The sequence below is a fragment of the Ensifer meliloti genome, from assembly GCF_030064585.1.
Classification (GTDB): domain Bacteria; phylum Pseudomonadota; class Alphaproteobacteria; order Rhizobiales; family Rhizobiaceae; genus Sinorhizobium; species Sinorhizobium meliloti.
The window spans coordinates 550538-574021 of sequence record NZ_CP120365.1; the positions used below are offsets into that span (position 1 = coordinate 550538).

Annotated in this window: 18 protein-coding genes and 6 tRNA genes; 8 read left to right on the forward strand and 16 right to left on the reverse strand. The window is 59.2% G+C overall.

Annotation, left to right across the window (positions count from 1 at the left end; genetic code table 11):
- Window positions 1-226: 226 nt before the first annotated feature.
- From tnpC to PZL22_RS09755, 6 genes are all read right to left on the reverse strand, one after another.
- Entirely contained in the window at window positions 227-1819 is a 1593-nt protein-coding gene (tnpC, locus tag PZL22_RS09730) for an IS66 family transposase (protein WP_284718626.1), read from the reverse strand.
- A gap of 74 nt (window positions 1820-1893) precedes the next feature.
- Window positions 1894-2214, reverse strand: a complete 321-nt coding sequence (tnpB, locus tag PZL22_RS09735) for an IS66 family insertion sequence element accessory protein TnpB (RefSeq protein ID WP_284718627.1) — start codon at window positions 2212-2214, stop codon at window positions 1894-1896.
- Between the two features lie 72 nt (window positions 2215-2286).
- On the reverse strand, window positions 2287-3300 hold the full coding sequence (locus PZL22_RS09740; protein ID WP_127701868.1) for a tyrosine-type recombinase/integrase: 1014 nt from the start codon (window positions 3298-3300) through the stop codon (window positions 2287-2289).
- Window positions 3297-4211 (reverse strand): tyrosine-type recombinase/integrase, encoded by a 915-nt coding sequence (locus PZL22_RS09745; RefSeq protein WP_027994007.1) that lies wholly within the window; start codon window positions 4209-4211, stop codon window positions 3297-3299. Before PZL22_RS09745 ends, PZL22_RS09740 begins: the two co-directional genes overlap by 4 nt.
- Window positions 4205-5455, reverse strand: a complete 1251-nt coding sequence (locus PZL22_RS09750) for a tyrosine-type recombinase/integrase (RefSeq protein ID WP_127701869.1) — start codon at window positions 5453-5455, stop codon at window positions 4205-4207. Before PZL22_RS09750 ends, PZL22_RS09745 begins: the two co-directional genes overlap by 7 nt.
- Window positions 5456-5659: 204 nt before the next feature.
- Window positions 5660-6007 (reverse strand): transposase, encoded by a 348-nt coding sequence (locus PZL22_RS09755; RefSeq protein ID WP_234835345.1) that lies wholly within the window; start codon window positions 6005-6007, stop codon window positions 5660-5662.
- 164 nt (window positions 6008-6171) lie between these two features.
- Between PZL22_RS09755 and PZL22_RS09760 the strand changes: the two genes are divergently transcribed.
- Window positions 6172-6357: a hypothetical protein gene (locus PZL22_RS09760; RefSeq protein WP_284718628.1), complete on the forward strand. Its 186-nt coding sequence runs from the start codon at window positions 6172-6174 to the stop codon at window positions 6355-6357.
- 266 nt (window positions 6358-6623) lie between these two features.
- Complete coding sequence (locus PZL22_RS09765) at window positions 6624-7307, forward strand: SOS response-associated peptidase (protein WP_284718629.1); 684 nt, start codon at window positions 6624-6626, stop codon at window positions 7305-7307.
- A gap of 925 nt (window positions 7308-8232) precedes the next feature.
- Here PZL22_RS09765 and PZL22_RS09770 read toward each other — a convergent pair.
- From PZL22_RS09770 to PZL22_RS09815, 9 genes are all read right to left on the reverse strand, one after another.
- A protein-coding gene (locus PZL22_RS09770) for an IS3 family transposase (RefSeq protein ID WP_086022611.1) occupies window positions 8233-9422 on the reverse strand; the annotation gives its coding sequence in 2 pieces (ribosomal slippage) (window positions 8233-9170 and window positions 9170-9422; 1191 coding nt in all).
- Between the two features lie 46 nt (window positions 9423-9468).
- Entirely contained in the window at window positions 9469-11427 is a 1959-nt protein-coding gene (locus PZL22_RS09775) for an nSTAND3 domain-containing NTPase (protein ID WP_284718630.1), read from the reverse strand.
- Window positions 11428-11572: 145 nt separating this feature from the next.
- Window positions 11573-13330 (reverse strand): RNA-directed DNA polymerase, encoded by a 1758-nt coding sequence (locus PZL22_RS09780; RefSeq protein ID WP_284718631.1) that lies wholly within the window; start codon window positions 13328-13330, stop codon window positions 11573-11575.
- A 93-nt stretch (window positions 13331-13423) separates the two neighbouring features.
- Window positions 13424-15388 (reverse strand): ATP-dependent nuclease, encoded by a 1965-nt coding sequence (locus tag PZL22_RS09785; protein ID WP_284718632.1) that lies wholly within the window; start codon window positions 15386-15388, stop codon window positions 13424-13426.
- Between the two features lie 1251 nt (window positions 15389-16639).
- Window positions 16640-16716 (reverse strand) — tRNA-Arg (locus tag PZL22_RS09795).
- Window positions 16717-16733: 17 nt separating this feature from the next.
- The gene (locus tag PZL22_RS09800) at window positions 16734-17039 is read right to left on the reverse strand and encodes an ETC complex I subunit (protein WP_003530925.1); all 306 of its coding nucleotides are present in this window, start codon (window positions 17037-17039) and stop codon (window positions 16734-16736) included.
- 52 nt (window positions 17040-17091) lie between these two features.
- Window positions 17092-17168: transfer RNA gene (locus PZL22_RS09805), tRNA-Pro, on the reverse strand.
- 80 nt (window positions 17169-17248) lie between these two features.
- Window positions 17249-17740 carry a DUF192 domain-containing protein gene (locus PZL22_RS09810; protein WP_003530923.1) on the reverse strand — a complete coding sequence of 164 codons (492 nt, stop codon included), beginning with the start codon at window positions 17738-17740 and terminating at the stop codon, window positions 17249-17251.
- Window positions 17740-18318: a cold-shock protein gene (locus PZL22_RS09815; protein ID WP_003530922.1), complete on the reverse strand. Its 579-nt coding sequence runs from the start codon at window positions 18316-18318 to the stop codon at window positions 17740-17742. The genes PZL22_RS09810 and PZL22_RS09815 overlap by 1 nt, the downstream gene beginning before the upstream one ends.
- A gap of 196 nt (window positions 18319-18514) precedes the next feature.
- Here PZL22_RS09815 and PZL22_RS09820 point away from each other — a divergent pair, with 196 nt between their 5' ends.
- From PZL22_RS09820 to PZL22_RS09845, 6 genes are all read left to right on the forward strand, one after another.
- Entirely contained in the window at window positions 18515-18955 is a 441-nt protein-coding gene (locus PZL22_RS09820) for a VOC family protein (RefSeq protein WP_003530919.1), read from the forward strand.
- Window positions 18956-19346: 391 nt separating this feature from the next.
- Entirely contained in the window at window positions 19347-20666 is a 1320-nt protein-coding gene (locus tag PZL22_RS09825; protein ID WP_003530916.1) for a YcbK family protein, read from the forward strand.
- A 161-nt stretch (window positions 20667-20827) separates the two neighbouring features.
- Window positions 20828-20903, forward strand: a tRNA-Glu gene (locus tag PZL22_RS09830).
- 217 nt (window positions 20904-21120) lie between these two features.
- A tRNA-Glu gene (locus PZL22_RS09835) sits at window positions 21121-21196 on the forward strand.
- Window positions 21197-21253: 57 nt separating this feature from the next.
- Window positions 21254-21328: transfer RNA gene (locus PZL22_RS09840), tRNA-Glu, on the forward strand.
- Between the two features lie 180 nt (window positions 21329-21508).
- Window positions 21509-21584: transfer RNA gene (locus PZL22_RS09845), tRNA-Glu, on the forward strand.
- 73 nt (window positions 21585-21657) lie between these two features.
- Here PZL22_RS09845 and recJ read toward each other — a convergent pair.
- Entirely contained in the window at window positions 21658-23460 is a 1803-nt protein-coding gene (recJ, locus tag PZL22_RS09850) for a single-stranded-DNA-specific exonuclease RecJ (protein WP_003537038.1), read from the reverse strand.
- Between the last annotated feature and the right edge of the window lie 24 nt (window positions 23461-23484).

Below are 23484 nucleotides of genomic sequence, written 5' to 3' on the forward strand. Positions count from 1 at the left end.
CGACCGCGCGTTGCGACGAGCGTCAGCATGTCCAGATCGTAGGTCCAGGTGCACTGGCGAACGGACTTCATGGCCTCGCGGTTGCCGAATGCACACCGCGCCTTGAGCTGCCATCCGAGGCTGAAAGCTTCGCCAATTGTCTCGACCATGGCGATGAAATAATGTAAGAACAAACAGAGAACAATCAACCGATGCTGGAACTCCGTAAGCGACAAGTTGAGGCCGTTCAGGCGGCGTAGTTCCACGGCATGAGTGCGTCGATTTCGCTGCTCGGCCAGCCGTTGGCGATGCGCTCGAGGGTCTGGGTGAGCCAGGCGACCGGATCGACGTTGTTCATTTTTGCCGTCTGCAGCAGCGTCGCGATGGTTGCCCAGCTTCTTCCGCCGCCGTCGCTGCCGGCAAAGAGTGAGTTCTTTCTCGTAATGGCCTGGGGCCGGATTGCTCGCTCGACGATGTTGGAGTCGAGCTCGATGCGGCCGTCGGTCAGAAAGCGTTCGAAGATGGCACGACGCGAGATCGCATAGCGGAGCGCCTCAGCCAGCTTCGATTTGCCGGAGACCCGCGGCAGGGTTTTCTGCCAGAGAGCGAAGAGCTCGGCGACAACCGCGGCAGAGGTTTGCTGACGCGCCGCGACACGGGCCTCAGGGCTTTGCCCGCGCACGGTCTCCTCGATCTGCCAGAGCTTCGCCATCCGCTCGACCGTCTCCGTTGCGACCTTTGAGCTTTCCGCAGCATGCAGCTCGTAGAACTTGCGCCGGCTGTGTGACCAGCAGCCAGCCAATGTGACGCCGTCATTGCCGCCATCGGAGCGGACCAGCTTGTTGTAGGCGGCATAACCATCCACCTGCAGAATGCCGCGATAGCCGTTGAGACGCCGGGCGACGCATTCGCCGGCTCGGCTATCTTCGAAGCGATAGGCTACCATCGGCGGCCCACTGCCTCCGAATGGTCGATCATCCCTGGCATACGCCCAAAGCCAAGCCGTCTTTGTCGATCCGGAACCGGGCGCGAGCGTGGGTAGCGTGGTCTCGTCGGCGAAGATCCGCTCGCCCTTTTTGATCTCATCGAAGAGGTAGTCGGCCAGGATCTCCAACTCGAACCCCAGCTTTCCCATCCACTGCGCCATCAGCTTGCGATCGAGCTCGACTTGGTCGCGGGCGTAGATCGCCTCCTGCCGATAGAGCGGCAGGCCATCGGCATATTTGGAGACGGCGATCTGGGCCAAAAGCGCTTCCGTCGGAATACCGCCTTCGATGATGTGTGCCGGCGCTGGTGCCTGGATGACGCCGTCCTCGTTTTTGAAGGCATATTTCCGCCGGCGGGTGACGATGACGCGGAACTTCGCCGGCATGACATCCAGCCGCTCCGAGACGTCCTCGCCGATCAGCACCTTCTGCTTGCCGGAATGTTCCGGCAGATCCTCGGGCTCGATCACCACTTCGGCCCGCTCCAGATGCGGTGCGAAGCCCTTGCGCGGCCGCGGCGGACGTTTGCCATCCGGACGCTCGCGGCCCTTGTTGACCTTCGCCCTGATCGCGGCGATGCCGGTCTCGATCTCCTCGAAGACAAAGGCCTGCTGCTCGTCGTCGATGGTGGGAGAGCCGAGCTTTTCCGATCGCCGGCCGAAGCGGGCGCGATCAAAGGCTTTCAGGATCTGCGTCAGCCGCTCGATGCGCTCGTCGGCATCGGCGTTGCGCGCCTTGAGATCGGCGACCTCGCTCGCTAGGGCCTCGGCCCGCGCCGCCTTTTCGGCCATGGCAAGCACCATGGCTTTCAGCGCTTCAACGTCGCCTGGGAGTTTGAGATCGGGCGGCGTCATCGGCCCGACCAGAGCACATTTTGCTCCGGTTTTCCCGCCCTTTCAGGCTGCTGATTCACTTCGCCGCAGGGCTTTTACCCAACAATCTCCGGCGGCTTCACCGGCACGGCGCGAACCCGCTTCCAGTCCATCCCATCGATGAGCGCCAGAAGCTGGGCATGGTTGAGCTGAACTCGGTTATGGCCGATCCGCGGCCAGCAGAACTGCGCTTTTTCCAGCCGCTTGGCATAAAGGCAGACGCCGGAGCCGTCCCACCAGACGATCTTCACTCTGTCCGCCCGTTTGGCCCGGAAGACGTAAAGCGCGCCGTTGAACGGATCATTGCCGGCATCCCGCACCAGCGACAGCAAGCTGTCCGGCCCCTTGCGGTTATGCGGAGCTCCGCATAACCGCAATTATGTGAAGCGTGCAGTTATGTGGAGTCCGCCGCGGCAATTGCTTGCCGCCTGCGGTGTTTGAGAGTGGGATTACTCGACATAATTTGTCGATCGTCCGATGGACTTCAGCATCGCGAGCAGCTTGTCGGGAGCAGCAAAGCGACCTGGCTTGAGCGACGGCGGCGCCATTGCGGCAAGCGCCTCCAGTTTTTCGGTTGGATCGGCCCGCAGATAGATTTCCGTGCTTTGCAGGCTGGCGTGACCGAGCCAGAGTGACACCTTGCGCACATCGCGGGTCGCTTTCAGGGTGTGCATGGCGCAGGTATGGCGCAAAACATGTGGGGTAATGCGTTTATCGGCGAGAGATGGGAGCTTCTGCGCCGCGGTAGCGGCGTGCTTGGCGAGGATATATTCGAATCCCGCCCGGGTCATCGCGCGTCCCATGGCATTGAGGAAGAGTTCGGCGTCGCCACTCGCCGGACGGACTGCCAGCCAGGCCTTCAACGCCGCCGTGGTCTCTTTCCACAAGGGCAACACGCGTTCGCGGCGTCCCTTACCCATGACGTGGATGCTGGTGACCGTCTGGCGGTCAATCTGGTCGAGGCGGATGCTGACGAGCTCGGAGACGCGCAGCCCTGCAGCGAAGGCCAGATGCAGCATCGCTCGATCGCGAATGCCGGATACCTGACGCGGGTTCGGTGCATCAAGCAAAGCCTGCATCTCATCGCGGCTGAGATGGCTGACGAGCGCCTCGTCGACCTTCTTCATCGGAATCGCCCGAACCCGGCGCGCCTGATCCAGACAGGAAGGGAGCCGGTACTCGAGGAAGCGGAAGAAGGCTTTGATGGCAGCAAGACGGGCGTTGCGGGTGCGCGCCGAGTTGCCGCGCTCCCTCTCAATGTGCTCCAAAAACGCAAGGAGCAGCGGCGGATCGAGTTGCTCGATCTCGATGCGGGACGGGGTGGTCCTCAACCGGCTAGCGGCGAAGCACAGCAGCAGTTGGAAGCTGTAGGCGTAAGCCTCGCAGGTGTGTGGGCTTGCCCGCCGCTCTCGCGGCAGGTGTTCTCGTAGAAAGGTGGTGAGATGCGGAGCCAGCGCGGTCATGTGACGGCTCCTTGATGCAAGGCCTCGCCAGCCGCTGCGATCTGCCTCAACAGGATCGGCGTTGCCTGCAGATACCAGTAGGTGTCAGTGACGTGGGCATGGCCGAGGTAGGTGCTGAGGGCGACGATATGGCGGCCGACGGCATGGTGATCGTGCTGGCATTGCTCGAGGGAGCGCACGGCGAATGTGTGCCGCAGATCGTGAATGCGGGGGCCCGTTTGCCCGGGCTCTCCCCGCACACCGAGCGATCGTGCGAGGCGGAGGAAGACAGCAATCACGGTACTGTAGGCCGGCGGCGCGCCCGTAGCGGAAACGAACAGCATGCTGTTCAAGGTTCCGAGCCGACGACGCGCCAACAAATATTTGTCCAGGGCGTCCCGCGTCGTGTCGTGGAGCGGCAGCAAGCGGCTCTTCTGGAACTTGGTTTGTCGGATAACCAACCCATCGGCGGTCACGTCCTCAAATCGAAGCGCGAGGGCTTCGGAAATGCGCATTCCGGTGGCGGCCAGCAATCCGAACAGGGTCTCGTACATCAGCGGCCGGATCGTGGCTGACGGCTTCAATTGTGCGGCCGCCTGCAACAACGCGGTGATCTCATTCCGGGTATAGATGTGCGGGATCCGCCGCTTGAGCAGGTTGCGCCCCAGAGCTTCGGCGGAAGGAATCTGATGGCGCAGGTCCTCGGCTGCTAGCACCAACGCAAAGCGGCGGACCGTCACCAGCCGGTTGCGGCGCTGCTGTGGGGATGGCGCAAGCGTCGCCCATTCAAGTACACGAGTGACTTCAATGTGCCGATCGCCATGCCTCTCGGCGAAGGTGACGAAGCTCCGCAAAAGCGTGTGCTGGACGCGGAACTTGAAGCCCACCGTGCGCTGGAGTTCCACATATCGCGAGAGATCCTGGCTCAGCATGACGCACTCCCCGGCCAAGGCTGGGCGACCTGGAGCAGCATGTCGATGTCCACCTTCGCATAGTGGGCAGTCGTGTCGACCGATCGATGGCGAAGCACGGCCCCGATCATATCCAGCGTGGCGCCGGCCCGAAGCATGCTGGTCGCCGCGGAGTGCCGCAGGAGATTGGCGCCTCGGGAGGGAGCGTTGTCGATACCCGCCCTTACAAGCGCAAGCTTGACGATGCTAGAGACAGTCGCGCTCGCTAACGGCCGATGCGGCGCGACAGCCCGCAGGAAGATCTGCTCCCAGGCGGCGGGCGGACGGGCCTCGCGTAGATAGTCGATAATCGCTTCACCGACGTCCTGGGGCAGCGGAAGCCGGATCTCGCGGCGGCCCTTGCCGCGCACACATAAAGTGCCCTCTCGCCAATCGATGTCTTCAAGGCACATGCTCGAAACGTCGCCGGCGCGCAGGCCGAGACGTGCGAGCAGCAGCAGAACCGCGTGATCGCGGATGCCGATCGGTGTCGTGACGTCGCACGACGCAACCACCCGATCAACGTCGGCGGTGGAGATGTAGAGCGGCAAGGCCGATAACCGCCATTGCGGGACCGTCGGTATGGCCTGATCAAGCCCCGGTTGGCACAAGCCCTGGGTAGCCAGATACTTGAGGTAGCCTCGCAACGCCATCGTCATCGTCTTGAGGTTGGCGCGCGAACTTCGCTGGGCCTCGTCAAGAATCACCTGCCGAACAAGACGGGCATCGTACAGTTTTGGATCAGGACCGAGGCCGGCAAGCAGCCGCATGACCATACGACCGTGGCGACGGACGGTGCGCTCGGATATCCCCCGATGCCGTCTCAGCCAAGTCTGGAAAGCAACAATTTGGACCTCGTGAAGGTCCACACCTGGCAGCTCATCTGTCGACGGCGTCACCGCCCCGTATTCCACCAGGAAGCCAATGAACCGGCGTGCGCGATTGACATATTTTGCCGACAGACGATCGGCTTGCCGGCTGCCAGGGCAACGGCATCGGTGCTGCGCAAAGCGGCGGACGACATCGTCGTCAATCTCCGTGATGGCAAACTTCGTGCTTTGTAGCCACTGTCCGAAATGACGGGCCGACGCTTCGTAGCCTGACACCGTCAGGCGGGTATGTCCCAAGTTCAACAATCGGCTCGTGAACGCCTCAAGGAACGGACGCAATTTGCCTGGGTCCATCAGTTGCGTGCATTCCGGTAGAACTTCCGTCGATTTTGGCACGGGTGGTCTCCTCTCGATGACAAAAAGAACGTCTCGAGACGACAACAATTATGCCGAGTGGGGAAGGCTCATGACCGATCTAAGCTATTGGACAAAAACGAGGAAGCAGCTCGAGCCGCGGCGGACTCCACATAACTGCACGCTTCACATAATTGCGGAAGTCGACCGGATGACTGGCGAGGAACACCTTTACGCCGGATGGGATCATGCCGACCGCACCGCTCGGATCACCCGCTGCAAGTGCGCCTCACTGACGTCAGCGCGAGCACGCACGATCACATCGCCAATGACGATCTCGATCACCGCTTCGCCAGCAGACGCCGCGACTACCTCGCAACGCGCCGGTTCCGTGGGAACCTTCCGAGCGTCTAAGGCTGCACGACGCCAGCCAAAGAGCTGCGACGGGTGAATGCCGAGCCGATGAGCGATCGCCGAGACGCTCGCGCCTGGCTCCAATGCCTCCGCCACCGCCCGTGCCTTGAACTCATCCGACCAGCGCCGGCGAAGCTGCCGCGGGGCACCCTCAAGGCGGTCGGCAACAGCTTCGATCATATGGAAGGTTCTAGTTCCAGAACTAGGCGCAGACATAGAAGCTCACAGCAGCTCATCGTGTCCGCTACCGATATCCCACCGCTCACCCCTTCCGCCAGACGGGGTCTGCTTGCCGCTTACGGAACTCCCCAGAATTGGAGGAAGAGACTGGAGGAGATCGTCTGTTGAGCGACGAACAGGGCGCGAAGCCGCATTATGAGACTGGTCCGTATGTTCACTACTGCGAGCAGGTCGGTTGCAAAAAGTGGGGCGGCTTTGGTTTTGCTGTTGGCAAGGCAGCGCCGACCTGGTTCTGTTTCGAGCATCGGCCGAACTGGAAGCCCAGCCATGAGGCAAAGCCGCAGCATTGACCTCGTTCCGGAGAACCGCCCAATTGATCCCGAGGGCGGCATAGGCCACCTGCGCCTTGCCGATCTCTGCGAAGACCAAATACTCGGTGCTCGTTGCGCCGCTTGCGACCACAACAACTGGGTAAACCGCTGGGATATCGCGCGAAGATGGGGTGGCGAAACGACTCTCGATGAGTTGAGGTCGCTGCTCCGTTGCACGCGGTGCGACAACAAAGGTAACAATGGCTGGCGGCTCGGAAGGATCGACCGCGACTCGGAGTGGACGGATGTGCAATCGCTATCGTATCGAAGTCGAGTTTGACGAACTGTGGCGGGTGGCCAGACCACATCGCGACATGACAAACCGGGCGAACCCCACGGCCGAAGTGTTCCCGGACAAGGCAGGGCCTGTCATTCGCAACAGCCGCGACGGCGAACGCGAGCTGATCAATCTCACCTGGGGTATGCCGTCGCCGCCGACCGTCACCAACGGCAAGCCGGACTATGGCGTTACTAACGTTCGGAACCTAGACTCACCTCACTGGCAGAGATGGACCGGGATCGAATATCGCTGCCTGGTCCCGTGGACCGCTTTTTGCGAGTATGAGGACACGAAGCCGAAGAAAACGGCGCGATGGTTCGCGCTCGACGATAGCGAACCGCTCGCCTTCTTCGCTGGCATATGGACGCCGTGGACAGGCGAGCGTGGCTCAATAAAGAATCCGCGACGCGGTGAGCATGAGCTGTTCGCTTTTCTCACCTGCGAGGCAAATGAAGTCGTCAAACCAATCCATCCGAAGGCCATGCCCGTCATCCTGACCGAGCCTGCGGAAATCGAGTTGTGGATGACGGCCGAATGGAAGGATGCGAGGGCTCTCCAAAAGCCATTTCAAACCGAGCGGATGGCCCTGTTGCCAGTGGAACAAGCGGCCTTGATCGGCGCGGCCCCCTATATCCGTTTCCCTTTGTGACCGGGATATAAGAAGGTGGAAGGATCGCGTTGTTCCTCCACGCGGTCAGCTACCATGGATTATGATCGGCGTTGAGCTTGTCACCGATCAGTAACCAGGCAGGTGGACTTGGCTCAGTCAGCCCGCCCACGATGGCGGCGGGGGTACACAAACGTTAGCGCCCTGCCCCATCGCACGGTAATGGCGATGTCGGCGACGCTTAGCCTGACGGACAATAACAAAGCTTTTACCGTGGAACTATCCGGGCATACCAAGCGGTTTCCACAGGTATTTTGAGGTGTCAAAGCAAGCGATACAAATCAAATTAAAGGGTTTAAGAATGCTTACAGACCAAAGAACTAAAAACGAGGAATCATCTTTAGCCCGAATTTTAGGAGCTTTGACGGCCGCTCGAAAATGACCCCGGCACCTGGGGCCCACGCGTCCACAAGGACGGAGGCAAGACGAGTTGGAGCCGTCACGAGCTAATTGGGTCCCTCCGATCACGGAGGACCGCCAAAACCCTAATGACGACGATCTGGAATGCCAGGAGGCGTACCCTTAGCAAATCGCATATCTATCGCCGGTGGCCTTTAAGCGACAACCGAGAATCTGAGGCGCACCCTGAAGGTCGTCATGCGTCGACGTCCCGGAAAAGCCCGGCTAAAGGCGAAGACATCGTGTCACCACCCTTGATTGGCGAAGCTTCCGAAGGAGGAGATGTGTAGTCCGATTGCATATCGTCCACTGCATTCGAGATGCGTCTTTCAGTCGAGGCAAGGAAACTCTTAGCTTTTTCCGCGCCATAGGTGAGCTTTGCGAACGTCGTAATCGCACCGCGCAATTCATCGAAGTGATCATCCGGCGGATAATCGCTGTCCCATTGGGAGCGGACGCGTTGGATGTGCTCATCGATATTGGGCAGGAGTGACCTGCCACTGAACTTTCATCCAGCGGCGATTAGAGCCTCGGCGGTTTTCGATACGCCACTTGGCGCGGTGGGAGCAACCGGCGGAAACGCGTAGCCTTCATCTTGCGCAGCGTTGGAGCCGGTTGCGGCGATGGTTCCGGCATAGCTTGCCGGGGTCTGATATCCGAGCGATGAGTGCGGTCGGGAATGGTTATAATCGTCCGCCCATTCGGCGATGGCGCTGCGGGCATGATCGAGACCGAAGAACAGGCTTTCGTTCAGCAGCTCGTCGCGCATCCGTCCGTTGAAGGACTCGATATAACCGTTCTGCATCGGCTTTCCCGGCGCGATATAGTGCCACTCGACCTTATGCTCCTCCGACCAGGCAAGGATGGCGTTCGACGTGAACTCCGTGCCGTGGTCGGAGACGATCATGCTTGGTTTGCCGCGCCGCTCGAGAAGTGCCGTCAGTTCGCGAGCAACACGACGACCGGAGATCGAGGTGTCCGGGATCGCCGCCAGGCATTCGCGCGTGACGTCATCGACGATGTTGAGCACGCGAAACCTTCTTCCGCAGGCGAACTGATCATGGACGAAATCCAATGACCAACGGGCATTGGCCTTCGCTTCGACCAGTATCGGCACACGCGTGCCGACGGCACGCCGTCTGGCCTTCCGCTTGCGCACCGACAGGCCTTCCTCGCGGTACAGCCGGTAGATGCGGTTGACGCCGGACGGCTCTCCCTCCCGCTTGAGCAGGACGAACAGCCGCCGATAGCCGAAACGCCGTCGCTCGTTGGCGAGGTCGCGCAGTCTTGCCCGCAGTTCGACCTCCGGCGATCGGCAGGACCGATAGCGCACCATCTTCCGATCAGCGGATATGATCTGGCAGGCCCGCCGCTCCGAGAGGCCCATGACGGCCTTCAGATGCGTGATGGCTTCACGCTTGGCGGCGGGCCCTACCATTTTTTTGCAAGAAGCTCGCGGAGTGCGGCGGCATCCAGCATCTGCTCAGCGAGCAGCTTCTTCAGCTTGGCGTTCTCCTCTTCGAGCGCCTTCAGGCGCTTCGCCTCGGAAACCTCCATGCCGCCGTATTTGGCTTTCCAGTTGTAAAATGTCGCTTCCGAAATCCCGTGCTTGCGGCAGAGGTCGGCCACCTTCGCGCCAGCCTCCTGCTCCTTCAGCACCGCAATAATCTGCTCTTCCGTAAATCTCTGCTTCTTCATGCGTCCGTCCTTTACTAGGCCGGACTCTAATCCAATCTGGAGGAAATTACCCGTGGCAGGTCAGGAGAACTCTTCTGACCTCCTCCAGGATTTCTTCCTCGTCTTGGTTAGAAAGGACGCTCGCAACCCCGTCATCATCCAAAAAGCTCGTATCCGCCTCTTCGATAGCGGCTTTCTTGACCGCCTCCACGAAGCCCTGTCTTAGGTCCGGCGGGAGAATGCCATATTCATGCAACCGGACTAACAACGAGGTGTCTGGGTCTTGCGCGATGGGAGTGACGAATGATTGTAGCCCGTCCAGAAGGTCCTGGCGCTCATGCAGCAGGAGAGCGGCGAAAGCTGCGTCGGCACGATAAGAGACGAAATTTCGCAGCGGATAAACGGAGACTCCCTTTAATCGCTCAAGAAGATACGAATAGTGGCTGGGTAATATTCTTACGGATGCGCCTCGCAATTCGACACCTCCGCAGACAACCTCCCGCATCAACGTTTCAGGCTTCGCGCCGCGCAGAAAGAAATCAAGAAACTCCGGGTTCCTGGACACGTAAGTCGAGAACGCATCTCCGACCGTAGGATGCTTATAAGTCCAGTAGCGGCCTTGTTCGTTGTGAGCGAGGAGGACAAGGCTGCCATTGAGCGAGCTTAGGGCATCACGCACCTGAATGGCGCTCACACCGTAGACGGCCGTCACCTCCTGCAAAACACCTTCATCCGGGACAGGCGAAGCGACCACCCCGCCAGACAGATAGATTACCGCCAAGGCAGCAAGGCAATCCCTTGCCAGCCCGGAAATCGTGTCGACCAGAAACCCTTCGGGCGAGGCAAAAAACTTTTCAATTGTTGCCTTGTCTGTCTTGAGATTACCTGCCAAAAATTGAGAACCGAGCCGCCGAGCGGTCTCAGGCAGGAAGTCTACCCGCGAAGCCATAGCAGGAAGATATTCCTTGATCGCAGCCCGGAAAGCGGCTGGCTGATCGCCCATTCGGATATGATTGTAGAGAATCTGAGCCTTTTCCGCCTCACGGTAGCCTTGCACATTTATGACCACTTGGCTGTGCGTGAGAAGCGGCAAAGAGTGCACTTTCAAATCCCGCTTAGCTGCCTCCCAAATGTAGTCTCTGCTGGTCAGGAGGAACCGGGTGCCACGCTTCATTGCTGCCTGGATCAGAGGAAGTACCCGGTTCCAGCTTTCTGTCCTATCGCGCTGGTACTGCGTGCTTCCCCAAGCGTCATCAACCCAAATGAACTGATGCTCGTGAGGATTGAGATGTTCTTCGATATATTCTGGCGACGTAGCTCGGAGGGTTAGCGAGTTCCAGATGTCCGCTGCACCGACTGCCAAGCTAGCGCCAATGGTGGATTTGCCAGCTGCCGGTGCGCCGAGCAGGAGCACCAGATTGTGCCTGGAGATCGCTTCAACGCTCCGTTTATGGGCATCTGTAACGACCAATTTCTTCAGGTCGTCGCCCATCGCGCTCAGGATCATACCAGCTTGCTCATATGCGCGGGCATCTAAAATCTGGCTTAGGTCGCCTAATCCGTAGAGCCTCGGAACGAGCATACGGAGACGAGAGGATTTCACAATCTCGCCCACGATCCAATCTTTACCGAAGACAGAACACCTCTCGACCCCGGCTTTCTCGAACTGTGCTTTGATTTCCGCCTCAGCAACGCCGCTTACCGGATGGTTGGTGAGGATAATATAGTCGCGTGCCAGGCCTTGCGTGACGAGGTTCTTCACTTTGTTGATTTCGTCTTGGAGCATCGCGAACGACAGGTGCTCATGCGGCAAGCTTGTGAACTTGCACTGGATTGTTGAGCTACCCGTTTCACCGCCGGACTGCCAGGTTCCAACGAAAGCACCGTCACGTCCCCCATCTTTGGAAGGCAGAAACATCTGCACGGGGCGACCTAAAGATTCGGCAGCGACGGTCACACACAAATCTTGGAAAGCCTTCCAACCTAACGTGTGCAGCTCATAACTCGGATAGGGTATTGCTGTCATACCTGCCTGCAAGAAATGATTTGCCGTAGATTCCTTGTCGCCAACGTTGATATGGTCTCGGGTCCCGGCGAGTTTGATCGTAAAAAAGCGGGCAACAATCCCGATTAGCGCCTAAGCGGCTTGAGGATTATCCCTTGTCCGAGGCTCATATGTCGTCCTCTTCGTCAGGCTCCCCCCGCCTATCGCGCTCGTCCTCACGTCTCATTGCCTCATCGAACTCATCATCTAGTAGATCATGGATAGGATCGTCGAAATTCCCATCCTCGTCTTCTTCGTCATCATCTTCGGCGGCGGCGTTCTCATCCGACCCGTAGTCTGCTCCATAGTCTTCGATTGCGTATTCGGGCCCATCGTCTTCACCGTCGGGAGTGTCGTCGAAGACCTTGGGCTTTGCTTGCCAATCGATGATGCTTGCTCGTTTCTGATGAAGCACCAAAAGGTAGGCGGGCAGCTTTTCTTGAAGCCAAGACGGCTCGGCCTTGCCCAAGTGGGTCAACTCCAAGCTGAGCGGCCAGAGCGGTCCAGCGATAGGATTGCCGCGCACCTTTTTTATCAGCTTGTCGCGGAGCCGTCGGTCAGCAGTGAGCTTATTGACGCTCATATGTGCCAGCAAGGCCAGGGGAATTGGGCCCGCATTGACGAGCATCAGGTCGGTAGTCGCACGAGGCAGTACGACCTCCAACTCCCTTAGAAGCCAAAGTGCCCACACGACTTCGGAATCCCGACCGAGGGGCGCATTCTGTTCAATTGTTGCAAGGGCTACGTGCCGCCAAAGCTCGGCATCAAGCGTCGAGGGGTTTATTCGTTTCCGCCATGCTACTACCCGCGCAACATAATCAAACGAGTGAGGGAATTGCACGGCGCACTGTGCCACGAAATGTTCGAGCAAGCTCCAATTCGTGTCCCACAGCCGGTTCTCATCGATGAGCCGGATAGCATGCCGGATGAGTCCGTCATCGCCCGATGTGGCCGCGACTTCCGTGATCTTTGCAAGGATGGAAAGCGTCTCGTTTCTATGCTTCCGCCCTCCCTCAAGGCTGTCAATCAATTCCCGATCAAACTCAAAGGGCCAGTCATCTGCAAACACGAGTTTTGTTGAGATTATCTTGGTTTTGCTTTCGTTGATATCGAGCTGAAATTCCCGCAGCGCTAGCCGCAAATGGAAAAGATGGCGTTCGCATTCTTCTTGCGAATTTCCGGCGATCCAATAGTCATCGACATGCCGAACATATGTCGGCCGACCTGTTATCGGATATCGCGACAAGAAATCGTTATCTACAGCCGACAGCAGCAACTCAGACGCAATCTTGGAGGCATCAGGACCAACCGGGATTCCTATTGTCTGCCTCGATTGGGAGTTCCTGAAAATGAAATCAAGTCGATTACCAAAAACAGCAGCGGAGTTAGACGAGGTATCGCCTTTCGCAGCCGACTTCCCATTGATTGCCCATGGAAATGTATGAGTATAAATCGATGGGAAAAAGCGAGCGATATCGGTGACGAGGCAGTATTTGAACCTGGAGAAAGCACGCAATCTCAGTTCAGGAAGCTCGGAATGCGGTGTGATGCGGACGTGTCGATTTCCCGTCGGCGTGAATATGGGCTTTGATACAGAGCCCGGCGCTCGTTCCAGGAGCGGCCTCAAGTCTTCCCAATGCTTTTCATAGAAGAGACCTAGATCACGAACGAAAGCCGGGTGGGGAAGGGAAAATACGCGCCGCTGGCCCCCTCGCTTGCTTGCATTGTATACAGCATGATCGCCTACCGCTTTTCCGGTAATCCCGTACGCTGTACCCGACCCTGAAAAATGCTGCCAAAGTTTGCTGGTGGTAAAGATCGGAGGCAAGTTCTCAGGGAGAATGCCTTGGTCGATAAAGCGCTGCGCGCTAGGTTTGTCGTCCACCCTGCCCCCACAAAACTGATCCACCTTCTACCCGCTGCCCAACTATTGGATGATCTTCGTACCAGCGTTGCGATAAAATATCGGCTGCGGCCGTTAAGGCTTCCCTTTGAACCGAATCTCGTCCGCCAAGCCGTTGTGTCCAGCCCATTCCGCGATATGTCCGCTAAGGGTTTTCATGTAATCGGCTCCGGCAGGGAAGGCTTCAACGTCGAAGGGCTCGTGCTGTTCGCCGGTAAGCAATTGGTCCAATAGCGTTCGAACAGAGTCTCCGAGTTTCTGCTCGCCCGCGATACGTAGGTAAGCCGTCAGCGGTTTGTCCTTTGCCTCTTCGTCGCCTCCTAGGAAACGCTCAAAGTCAGGGATGCTGATCCGGTGTCTTACGGTGATGCCCGCCTGACGTGCCGCCAGAATCGCATCCCGGATTTTCTTGTTTTCCGTCCACATGCCGTTCGTATCGCCGTTCTTCTTGAACGGTGGGTCGCAGTCGTGAACAATCCCGAAGTCGATTTTAAAATGCTGCATGACCCGCACCAGCGGTGCGAGGATAGCTTTTCCCCTCGCTCTGATGATTGTCACCTGGTTGATCAGTTCGTGCTGCTTTTCCACGACTGATGCCATGAACGCGGCATGTTCGGTATCGCCTTCCACCAGGATCGGGTAAGACCCGAAAAAAATCTCCGCGAAGCTCGGGTCAATTTGCTGCAAAGCTTGTAGGCGCTGTTTGTCGTCACCGTCGAATTCGATCCGATCAGATCGATACGTGCGGGGCGACACAACGGCAACTGCCTTGTCGTCTCCTGTTCGCTCAAGCCGCACGATTGTGGTGTGATCCTCAAAGGGATTGATAAAATATGGCGAGTGGGTCGTCATCAACACTTGCCAATCCGGGCTTTCGGCCAGCTTGTACAAGTGACGTTGGGCCGCACGAGCTGCCATAGGATGGAGAGCATTCTCCGGCTCATCGATGAGAAGAAGATAACCAGGCAATGCTGGATCGTCCGGGCTATCCGGGATGGGCGCTCCCGCGTCGTGTGCTTTGAGCTTTGCCTGGAGGTCGTCGAAGAGCCTCTCGGCCCCGGCTTTTTCGTCCTCGGCAATCTTTTTGCCAGCAAGCTTCCTTTCTGCGTTACCTATGTCCTGGGTCAACCTTTTCCGAAAGTCGTCACGTATCTCCTTGTCGCGTGTCAACTCGTTGTGAACTTGTAGCATTGCCCAGAACAAGGCCCTCCTCGCCCCTGTCCCTTGTTGTTTCAACATCGTGTCGCTGAGCCCATCTTTGATGCGGATGCTGGAACCGGCTTTCACGAGGTCGGATATTTTCGGGACAAGCGGAGATGCCGCGATGTTTAAGCGGACATCCATCTTCGGAAACACGCCCTGGAACCCGGTCGCAACCTTCGTGGCGATATCATTGAAGTGCTCGGTGTGATCATTGCTCAGTACGTCGATGTGACTGCTGACGCTGGCGATAGCCTTGAACAAAGCCGATTCCTTGTTAGTACGCTCCTGCTCGACGCTGGCGAGCAAAGGTCCTAGCGCCAGTGCCAGAAGCATCTCCTCCGTCTTCTGAGCATCATCAAGCGAGCCGATCCGCAACGGTCTGGGTAGCCGGGAACTGAATACAGGGTCTGCTCCGCCAGCTTTCCCATCTGCCGCCCAGTCTCCCTGCCCGTTTTCTCCACCGGTCGGGTCCCAGGTCGTTCTGATGCGGGTAAAATCCGGAGCGCTCCACTGCCACCGGCTTTTAACGATGCGCAGGCCGTCACGGTCCGTCTTCCAACGTGGATCGACGTTGCCAATCCCGTCAGGAATGTGAACTTCGAGCAAGATTTCAGAGGGCTGGTCTAAGGTCGCGTGCTGGAAACGGTCCTCTGAGGCTACGAAGGACACAACACCTTTTGCAAGCTCGTATGCCCTCAACAGTGTCGACTTCCCCGAGTTGTTTCGGCCCACAATGCAGACGATATTGTCGAGTTCGATCTCCAAGCCGTCGTTGCCAACGCACCCGAGGTTTCTAATCGTCATCTTAACCAGTTTTGATCGATTTTCTGCCGCCACGACTCACTTCCCTGACATCCCTCTATGTTGTTTGCCACAACTCGCAACAGGATCAATAAGCCCTTCAGGAATAAACCCAGCATTGCAGCCGGAAGGGGGGAAGATCATCGGACGTCGCTGAAATGCTCTTGGCCAAGGGAACTCCGTTCTACCCGTCGTCGGAAATTCGAATGTCCAGGGTCTCGATCTCGATCCTTTCGGTTATCACCAAGCCAGCTTTCTAACGCCCCGTCGAACTGAGACGGGCGAATTCGTTCGCGCTGCGGATACCAGAATGGTTTCCAAGTGCCACATGGTGGCTTGTAAAACTTCCGGAAAACGTCCCGGCGCGATGGCTCGATGCTCGTCAATGATCTCGTAGACGAACGAGTGACGCCCATCCACGAGACGGTGGCGACCAACTTTTGGTATTTCCCGACAGGTGCGACGTAATCTTGCCCCCTCCTCCATTCGGCGAGACTTCAGGGGAGGCGCTTATCCGATCAATCTTGCCGTTCAAGCTCCGGCGTCCATCCACGCGTCAGCCCCCTGCTGATGCAACCTTTCGCTATCACAAGCTGCTCTCGGAGATGCCCGCAGTCAGCCAGAAGAGTGGCGATTGTCGCGCGTACATCACCATCGTGATACGGCAAAGCTGCATCGATGGGATCGAACTCGTCGGTGGAAGGTTGCTTTTGGGCAAGCATGGTCGTCCTCTTGAAAGAGCATGGAGGGCTGATGGTGTCAGGATCAGTTGATCCGCGCCGCCCACGGAAGGCGATGGCACGTCCATCCCGGCTCTCGCCTGGACCTGTGAAATCATCAACCGATTCTCCCGACTGCGCCACCTCCCCTGTGCAACCATCAGATCGACTACCAAGGATTCGATAGCCTTCTCAGAGGCTTACGCGATAAAAAAGAATTATCTTGTCAGGTAGTCGAATCGGAAATTGTGATGTTGCAGTTGGGCTGGGCGGTTTACTTGAGCCTCAATTATATTGAGCGTGGGGTGGTGGGAGTATTCACACTCGCAACGAGACTGCCCGCCTTCAAAAAAGCGGAGGCCGATCTTCGAAACGATGTTGGCAAAGCGGAAGGTATCATCTCATCAGCACGCACTAAAAATTTCCAGCGAACGAACCGGCCATGTTCGGGAATTTTTCGGGAATCTACGCTCTGCCAAAGGGATTTTGTCGGATCACGGCTCCCGCAGGAACGCAGGAGCCGTTTCGCTTTTATTTTAATATTCGACAGCATTAACAAAGTGTTAGATGGCGACCCCTGCAGGACTCGAACCTGCGACAACCTGCTTAGAAGGCAGGTGCTCTATCCAGCTGAGCTAAGGGGCCGTCTCAGCACATGAGCCTCAATGGGTCCAGGGCTGCATCCGGTTGAAACGGAAATTGTCCGAATAGGAAACATTCTTGCGAGCCGCATCCTTGGGCGCGATCACGCGATACTCGATGCCGTTGCGCTCGGCATAGGCGATCGCCTGCTCAGCACTCTCGAAGGTCAGGCGAACCTGCTGCCGCGTGTCGGCGGAACTCGTATAGCCCATGATCGGGTCGATCGTGCGCGGTCTCTCCTGATCGAACTCCAGCACCCACAGATGCGTCTTGGCCTTGCCGGACTGCATTGCTGTCTTTGCGGGACGATAGATCTTCGCGGACATTGTTTCGAACGGCTCCCGTTGACCAAGAGATCAATGTTTTCACGTGATTGGATGGTCGGAGTGGAGAGATTCGAACTCCCGACCCTCTGGTCCCAAACCAGATGCGCTACCAGACTGCGCTACACTCCGCACCACGAAGGCGGAGATACACGCTTCGCCCTGCTGCTGCAACAGCAAATTTCGCGGCTAGCGCGGAGCCGGCGGATGCTTCAGTTCGCCCGCTTCGTCGCCGGAAGTCCCGCGCCTTCGAGCCTGTCCCCGGGGCTGACGCCGAGCCGCTTCACGGTTCCGGCGTTAAGCTCGAGCACATAGGCCACGGGTTCCCTGGAATCGATAATCGCTTCGGAATGCGGAACCGCGTTCTCGTGGATGGTGCGGATCGTGCCGTCACTTGCGATGAAAAGCATGTCGAGCGGCAGATAGGTGTTCTTCATCCACATCATCACCGGCCGCGTCTCGCCGAAATCGAACAGCATGCCATGATCCGGCGCCATCTGCCGGCGATACATCAGCCCCTGCTCGCGCTGACTCGGGTCGACCGCGAGCTCCACCGTCAGATCATGCGTGCGTCCGCTCGCCGTTATCAGCCGCACCCGCTCCTTCGCAAAGGAAACCTCGGCCATGGCTGAGGCAACGAGCAGTAACAACAAAAAAAGCGCCGTCAGGGCGCTTCTTGCAGCTATGCCGACGACTCCGGACATCAGTGCGACCGCGTGGTCGGCGTCGGTCCGTCGGGATGAATCTCCGCAGCCATCAGACCCTTCTCTCCGTCCCCGAAACGGCAGAGCACCACCTGGCCGGGCCTCAGCTCCGTCAGGCCGAAGCGGCGCAGCGTTTCCATATGCACGAAAATGTCTTCGGTGCCCTCCCCGCGCGTCAGGAAGCCGAATCCCTTGGTTCGGTTGAACCACTTCACGAGCACGCGCTCGAGGCCGCTCGTCGGGGTGACTTGAACATGTGTTCTGACCGGTGGCAGCTGGGAGGGGTGAACGGCCGTCGATTGGTCCATCGAGAGTATGCGGAAGGCCTGGTAGCCACGATCCCGCTTCTGAATGAGAGCGACGACCCGGGCACCTTCCAGAACGGTCTGATATCCGTCGCGCCGGAGGCAAGTCACATGCAGCAAAACGTCCTGCATGCCGTTGTCCGGAACGATGAAGCCGAAACCCTTGGCAACGTCGAACCACTTGATAACGCCGGTAATTTCGATGAGATCAAGGGCGTCGTTGCCAAATTCGCCATTATGGATGACGTCTTTCGAAGATGTCCTGTCAGCCATTCTCGCAGCCCCTCGTTACGCGCAACACTTCGATACGGTTAACTGATTCTTATGGGCCAGAATAACATTGTCCCGCTGCGCGTGTGCAAGCCCCTCGACATATTTTGGCCTGAGACGTTTATAGGCACGCAGCCTTGCGTCTGGCTTGCCGTCGCCTCACTATACGCCATCTTCCACGAAACAGGGACATTCTCCAATGCGGTATCTGCATACAATGGTTCGCGTCAAAGACCTCGACCAGGCTCTTCATTTCTATTGCAAGCTTTTCGGGCTCCAAGAGATTCGCCGGTACGAGAACGAGAAAGGCCGCTTCACGCTCGTCTTTCTCGCTGCCCCCGGCGATGTCGACCGCGCCAAGGATGAAGCCGCGCCCTGCCTGGAACTCACCTATAATTGGGATCCCGAGGAATATGCCGGCGGGCGGAACTTCGGCCACCTCGCCTACGAGGTCGACGATATCTACGCATTCTGCAAGCATCTGATGGACAACGGCGTGACGATCAATCGTCCGCCGCGCGACGGCCACATGGCCTTCGTCCGCTCGCCGGACGGCATCTCGATCGAGATCCTGCAGAAAGGCGAACACCTGGCGGCCCAGGAACCCTGGGCTTCGATGGCCAATACGGGGGTCTGGTAAGCCTCGCACAACTGCCACCGGCTAATCGTCAGCCGTCGCCGGCTCTGCCGAGCGGCGCGGCACCGGCCGGCGCAAGAGGATCGATAGAACAGCGGATGATCTTCAGGCCCGGCTATTGCCGGGCCTTCGCTTATATTTTGCGAAGCTGAAATAGGTTGGTGCAGGTTTACAAAACACGCGGCGTTCATTACCTTGCCGCGCAGACGTTGAAACGGGGCTCTGCTTCGTCGTCACTTGCGGGGATAGCCCTATACTTGCCTGACCTTTCCCGTGGGGAGCCTAGCGCCCTCCGCGTGAAATTGTTGTGCCGTTCCGGACAGTATTCGGAACCGGGACGTGTTGTGTGCGCGGTACAAGGCCACCCGCATGCACGGAGAGCGGGGAAAAGGCGTTGCAACATCTGGAACCAGGATACAGGCTCCTGACGATCGGACGCGCCGCGGCACTATCCGTATCGCTGCTGGCACTGGCCGGCTGTGTGTCGGCAGTCGCCGACAACGAGACAATCGGCCAGCTCAAATCCCAACAGGTGGCGGAAGCAGCGCCGGCGGCATCCCAGGAGACGATGCAAGACGGGCAAGAGGCTGCGCCTGGCGCCGGCACGACGGCGCAGGCGTCCGACGGCGCACCGGGCCAAAGCAGCGCCGCCATGCAGCCCGGCCTGGCCATGCAGGGCACTGCGCTGCGCGCGACATCATCGAGCATCTACGGGCAATCGCCAGCAGGCCCGTCCGGGGCAGCGCAGCCGGACCCAAGCAGCCAGCCGACGGCAACGCCGCCGGCCGGCGCATCACCGACGATGAATGCCAAGGCCAATAGCCTCTTCAGCAACGGGCAATCCGAGGCCCAACCGGTTATTCAACCGCAACAGGGCGCGGCAGGCGACGTTCCAGCGGCAAACGAGGCGATTTCTGCTGCAACTCCGGCAGCCACCGGCGAAAGCGATACGCCCGCGGCCGTTCCGTTGCCTTTGAGCGCGCAGGCCGCATTATCAGGCGCGACGGCGGCAGCCCTGCAGCCGGTCGAAGTCGCCTCGGGGACGCCGGCGGATGCCACCCAACCGGCGGGCCCCACCCAAGGCGAGAAAGAGACTCAAGAGACGAAGAAGACCTGGACCCTCGCAAGCCTGTTTGCGCCGAAACGCAGGGAAAAGCCGCGGGCCGACCCGATACGCGCTGTGCCGGCAGGCGAGAAGAAAACGATTACCGCAAACAATGCGGGACAGCCGCAGGTGGCTTCCCTCGCCTATACCTCACTGCCCGGCGTCAATATGAACCCGCTTTTCAGCATGGAACACGAAGCGCACGAGGCTGACGAGGACGACGCGCCCGTAGAAGTGGCGAACCTCTCCGGCCTTGCCCGACTCACGCCGAGCGGCCTCATCCTGCAAACGGAGAAGGTGGAAACAGGCTGTTTCAAACCGGCGCTTCTCGACATCCTGAAGACGGTGGAGGGTCACTACGGCCGCAAAGTCATGGTCACCTCGGGCCTGCGCGCCATCAAGGTCAACCGCAAGCGCCAGTCTCTCCACACACGCTGCGAGGCGGCGGATATCCAGGTGGCGGGCGTCAGCAAATGGGAGCTCGCGAATTTCCTGCGCAACGTTCCCGGCCGCGGCGGCGTCGGCACCTACTGCCATACCAACTCCGTCCATATCGACATCGGCCCCCAGCGCGACTGGAACTGGCGCTGTCGCCGTCGCAAAGGCTGATCGGCGATCGCTACATTCAAACAAGGCCCGTCGTGATCAGAGGCGATTTTTCCGAGAAAAAATGAAAACTGCCACTTGCGGGAATCCGAAGCCCTCTCTATAAGCCGCCTCGTCTTACAGCGACTTGCGTCTTATCGGAGGCACAAAGGTTGCTGCAGCAGGCGCCCATCGTCTAGCGGTCTAGGACGCCGCCCTTTCACGGCGGAAACACGGGTTCGATTCCCGTTGGGCGTGCCACTTCCCCCTCTTATACTTGTGGATACTTCGCCTTGCGCGCGAATGAGACGCCTATGCTTTCCGTCACCATAGGAACGAGGTGACCTGCGCGAATCTCTTGCCGAAAAAACAAAATAATCGCCTCTCATCACTTGCATGAACCCGATGCCCTCTCTATAAGCCGCCTTGTCTTACAGCGGCTTGCGCCTTTTCAGAGGTACAAAGGTTGCTGCAGCAGGCGCCCATCGTCTAGCGGTCTAGGACGCCGCCCTTTCACGGCGGAAACACGGGTTCGATTCCCGTTGGGCGTGCCATTCCACCTCTTTTCCATTTCATGTTTTTCATAGTATGGTGCTGATCGTCACCAGCAGGCGCCCATCGTCTAGCGGTCAGGACGCCGCCCTCTCACGGCGGTAACACGGGTTCGAGTCCCGTTGGGCGTACCAATTTCTTACCCTGCAAGCGCACCATTTCGCTTCCGAATAGCGCCTGCATTTGCTCCCGATCTTTTCCGAGGAAAATCGAAATTTACCGCTCGGGGTCTCTTGCGAGAATCCGAAGCGCTCTCTATAAGCCGCTTTGTCTTACAGCGCGTGCGCCTTTCGGAGCACAAAACGCTGCAGCAGGCGCCCATCGTCTAGCGGTCTAGGACGCCGCCCTTTCACGGCGGAAACACGGGTTCGATTCCCGTTGGGCGTGCCATTCCTCTTCAAAGTCTTTAAGAAAATTTCATAAGACGCTGATTCGGCTGGGAACCGCCGCGTCGGATCACGCCTCAGTTAGCCTTCGCCGCGTCCGTCACACGCAGTTGAACCTTGCGTGTCCCCTGCCACAGATCCGCTGACACGGAACCCGCAACATGAACGGTGGCGCCGCGGTTGCCGAGCAGGAAATCGCCGAGCGGCGTGTCCATCGCGCGGAAGGCGATGCCTTCCATGCGGCTGCCGTCCTGCCCCTCGAGCGTCACCTTCACGTGGTTGGCCCCGACTTGGCGGCTATCCCGCAGCCGATGTTGCGGGAAGGCAAAGAGCGGTTGCGGATGGCCGGAGCCATAAGGGCCCGCCTGGTCGAGAAGGTCGACGAGGTCGAGCGTCGCCCCGGCGGCGGCCAGCGCGCCATCGACCTTGAGCGTTTGGACGGCGACGAGATCGCGAATGGCAGTTTCCGCGCGCTCTTCGAAGAATTGCCGAAGCTGGCCGAGCTTACCGCGCTCGACCGTCAGCCCGGCAGCCATTGCGTGCCCACCGCCTTTGACCAGCAGGCCGTTGTCGACGGCCGCACGGACGAGCCGCCCCATGTCGAAACCGTTGATCGAACGGCCGGATCCGGTTCCACGGCCGTTCGGATCGAACGCAATTGCAAAGGCCGGCCGGCGGAATTTCTCCTTTATGCGTGCCGCTATGAGACCGACGATGCCGGGGTGCCAGTTCTGCCTGGCTGTGACGATCACCGACGCGCCCTCGCCCGTTCCGTATTCCGCCAGCACCTCGGCTTCCGCCTCCGCAAGCATCGCCGCCTCCATCGCCTGGCGATCGCGATTGAGTTCATCGAGCTGGCTGGCGATGGCTTCCGCCGCCGCCGCATCGTCGAGGGTCAGCAGACGGCTGCCGAGCGCAGCGTCGCCGATACGCCCGCCGGCATTGATCCGCGGGCCAAGCAGGAAGCCGAGATGATAGGGGGTCACGGGTCCGCCGATCGCCGCCTTGCGCAAGAGTGCGGCAAGACCCGCATTGCCCATATGCCGTGCGGCAAGCAGTCCCTTGACGACATAGGCCCGGTTGAGACCCTTGAGCGGCACCACGTCGCAGACGGTCGCAAGCGCCACCAGATCGAGCAGCGACAGAAGGTCGAAGGATGCCGCGCGCGGGTCGCCCCTGAGGCGGAGCACGCGCAATGTATTGACGAGTACCAGATAGACGACGCCCGCGGCGCAGAGATGCCCCTGCCCCGACAGATCGTCCTCCCGGTTCGGATTCACCAGGGCGTGACACGGCGGCAGCACTGAGCCTACCTGATGGTGGTCGATGACCACGACATCGGTCCTGCGCTCAGCCGCCACCGCCAGCGCTTCATGGCTCGTCGAGCCGCAGTCGACCGTGACGATCAGTTCGGAGCCCCGATCGATCAATTGATCGATCGCCTGCGGGTTCGGTCCGTAGCCCTCGAAAATGCGGTCGGGAATATAGATCTCGGCCGTGATATCGAAATGCCGCAGGAAACGCGCCATGAGCGCGGATGAGGCCGCACCATCGACATCGTAGTCCCCGAAGATCACAACCTTCTCGCGGCGACGAATAGCATCCGCGAGCCGCTCGGCCGCCTTGCGGCCGTCGGTCAGGGTGTCGGGATCGGGCATCAGTGCGCGCAACGTCGGCTCGAGGAATGCCGCCGCGTCGTCCAGTCCGACGCCGCGTCCGGCAAGCACGCGGGCGATGAGTTCGGAATAGCCGTGGACCTGACTGATGGCCAGCGCACGGTTCTGGCCCGCCTGATCGAGGCGCGACACCCAGCGCTGACCGCTGACTGAGCGTTCAACGCCGAGAAATGCCCGCTGGATCGGATCCGCCAAAACGTCCATCTGTCTACCCGCCCGAAGTCCCTC